Origin of the sequence: Gluconobacter sp. P5E10 (assembly GCF_018812145.1) — a bacterium.
Classification (GTDB): Bacteria; Pseudomonadota; Alphaproteobacteria; order Acetobacterales; family Acetobacteraceae; genus Gluconobacter; species Gluconobacter cerinus.
The window spans coordinates 1-2562 of sequence record NZ_JACRVZ010000019.1 but is presented as its reverse complement, the minus strand read 5'-3'; the positions used below and the strand labels follow the sequence as shown (position 1 = coordinate 2562).

At 56.1% G+C, this 2562-nt stretch carries 2 protein-coding genes and 1 pseudogene; 2 read left to right on the top strand and 1 reads right to left on the bottom strand.

Annotated elements, in window-relative coordinates:
- Positions 1–945: 945 nt before the first annotated feature.
- Positions 946–1008, top strand: a pseudogene (locus KP707_RS17180) (type VI secretion protein); the annotation flags it as partial.
- Positions 1009–1021: 13 nt separating this feature from the next.
- Here KP707_RS17180 and KP707_RS17175 read toward each other — a convergent pair.
- A complete protein-coding gene (locus tag KP707_RS17175; protein WP_408872090.1) occupies positions 1022–1291 on the bottom strand; it encodes a hypothetical protein in 270 nt (89 codons plus the stop codon).
- Between the two features lie 69 nt (positions 1292–1360).
- On the opposite strand from KP707_RS17175, the gene aph(4)-Ia reads away from it, so the two are divergent.
- The gene (gene aph(4)-Ia, locus KP707_RS16420) at positions 1361–2398 is read left to right on the top strand and encodes an aminoglycoside O-phosphotransferase APH(4)-Ia (protein ID WP_200222495.1); all 1038 of its coding nucleotides are present in this window, start codon (positions 1361–1363) and stop codon (positions 2396–2398) included.
- Positions 2399–2562: the final 164 nt, after the last annotated feature.

Below are 2562 nucleotides of genomic sequence, written 5' to 3'. Positions count from 1 at the left end.
CTCATATATACTTTAGATTGATTTAAAACTTCATTTTTAATTTAAAAGGATCTAGGTGAAGATCCTTTTTGATAATCTCATGACCAAAATCCCTTAACGTGAGTTTTCGTTCCACTGAGCGTCAGACCCCGTAGAAAAGATCAAAGGATCTTCTTGAGATCCTTTTTTTCTGCGCGTAATCTGCTGCTTGCAAACAAAAAAACCACCGCTACCAGCGGTGGTTTGTTTGCCGGATCAAGAGCTACCAACTCTTTTTCCGAAGGTAACTGGCTTCAGCAGAGCGCAGATACCAAATACTGTCCTTCTAGTGTAGCCGTAGTTAGGCCACCACTTCAAGAACTCTGTAGCACCGCCTACATACCTCGCTCTGCTAATCCTGTTACCAGTGGCTGCTGCCAGTGGCGATAAGTCGTGTCTTACCGGGTTGGACTCAAGACGATAGTTACCGGATAAGGCGCAGCGGTCGGGCTGAACGGGGGGTTCGTGCACACAGCCCAGCTTGGAGCGAACGACCTACACCGAACTGAGATACCTACAGCGTGAGCTATGAGAAAGCGCCACGCTTCCCGAAGGGAGAAAGGCGGACAGGTATCCGGTAAGCGGCAGGGTCGGAACAGGAGAGCGCACGAGGGAGCTTCCAGGGGGAAACGCCTGGTATCTTTATAGTCCTGTCGGGTTTCGCCACCTCTGACTTGAGCGTCGATTTTTGTGATGCTCGTCAGGGGGGCGGAGCCTATGGAAAAACGCCAGCAACGCGGCCTTTTTACGGTTCCTGGCCTTTTGCTGGCCTTGAAGCTGTCCCTGATGGTCGTCATCTACCTGCCTGGACAGCATGGCCTGCAACGCGGGCATCCCGATGCCGCCGGAAGCGAGAAGAATCATAATGGGGAAGGCCATCCAGCCTCGCGTCGCGAACGCCAGCAAGACGTAGCCCAGCGCGTCGGCCCCGAGATGCGCCGCGTGCGGCTGCTGGAGATGGCGGACGCGATGGATATGTTCTGCCAAGGGTTGGTTTGCGCATTCACAGTTCTCCGCAAGAATTGATTGGCTCCAATTCTTGGAGTGGTGAATCCGTTAGCGAGGTGCCGCCCTGCTTCATCCCCGTGGCCCGTTGCTCGCGTTTGCTGGCGGTGTCCCCGGAAGAAATATATTTGCATGTCTTTAGTTCTATGATGACACAAACCCCGCCCAGCGTCTTGTCATTGGMGAATTCGAACACGCAGATGCAGTCGGGGCGGCGCGGTCCGAGGTCCACTTCGCATATTAAGGTGACGCGTGTGGCCTCGAACACCGAGCGACCCTGCAGCGACCCGCTTAACAGCGTCAACAGCGTGCCGCAGATCCCGGGGGGCAATGAGATATGAAAAAGCCTGAACTCACCGCGACGTCTGTCGAGAAGTTTCTGATCGAAAAGTTCGACAGCGTCTCCGACCTGATGCAGCTCTCGGAGGGCGAAGAATCTCGTGCTTTCAGCTTCGATGTAGGAGGGCGTGGATATGTCCTGCGGGTAAATAGCTGCGCCGATGGTTTCTACAAAGATCGTTATGTTTATCGGCACTTTGCATCGGCCGCGCTCCCGATTCCGGAAGTGCTTGACATTGGGGAATTCAGCGAGAGCCTGACCTATTGCATCTCCCGCCGTGCACAGGGTGTCACGTTGCAAGACCTGCCTGAAACCGAACTGCCCGCTGTTCTGCAGCCGGTCGCGGAGGCCATGGATGCGATCGCTGCGGCCGATCTTAGCCAGACGAGCGGGTTCGGCCCATTCGGACCGCAAGGAATCGGTCAATACACTACATGGCGTGATTTCATATGCGCGATTGCTGATCCCCATGTGTATCACTGGCAAACTGTGATGGACGACACCGTCAGTGCGTCCGTCGCGCAGGCTCTCGATGAGCTGATGCTTTGGGCCGAGGACTGCCCCGAAGTCCGGCACCTCGTGCACGCGGATTTCGGCTCCAACAATGTCCTGACGGACAATGGCCGCATAACAGCGGTCATTGACTGGAGCGAGGCGATGTTCGGGGATTCCCAATACGAGGTCGCCAACATCTTCTTCTGGAGGCCGTGGTTGGCTTGTATGGAGCAGCAGACGCGCTACTTCGAGCGGAGGCATCCGGAGCTTGCAGGATCGCCGCGGCTCCGGGCGTATATGCTCCGCATTGGTCTTGACCAACTCTATCAGAGCTTGGTTGACGGCAATTTCGATGATGCAGCTTGGGCGCAGGGTCGATGCGACGCAATCGTCCGATCCGGAGCCGGGACTGTCGGGCGTACACAAATCGCCCGCAGAAGCGCGGCCGTCTGGACCGATGGCTGTGTAGAAGTACTCGCCGATAGTGGAAACCGACGCCCCAGCACTCGTCCGGATCGGGAGATGGGGGAGGCTAACTGAAACACGGAAGGAGACAATACCGGAAGGAACCCGCGCTATGACGGCAATAAAAAGACAGAATAAAACGCACGGGTGTTGGGTCGTTTGTTCATAAACGCGGGGTTCGGTCCCAGGGCTGGCACTCTGTCGATACCCCACCGAGACCCCATTGGGGCCAATACGCC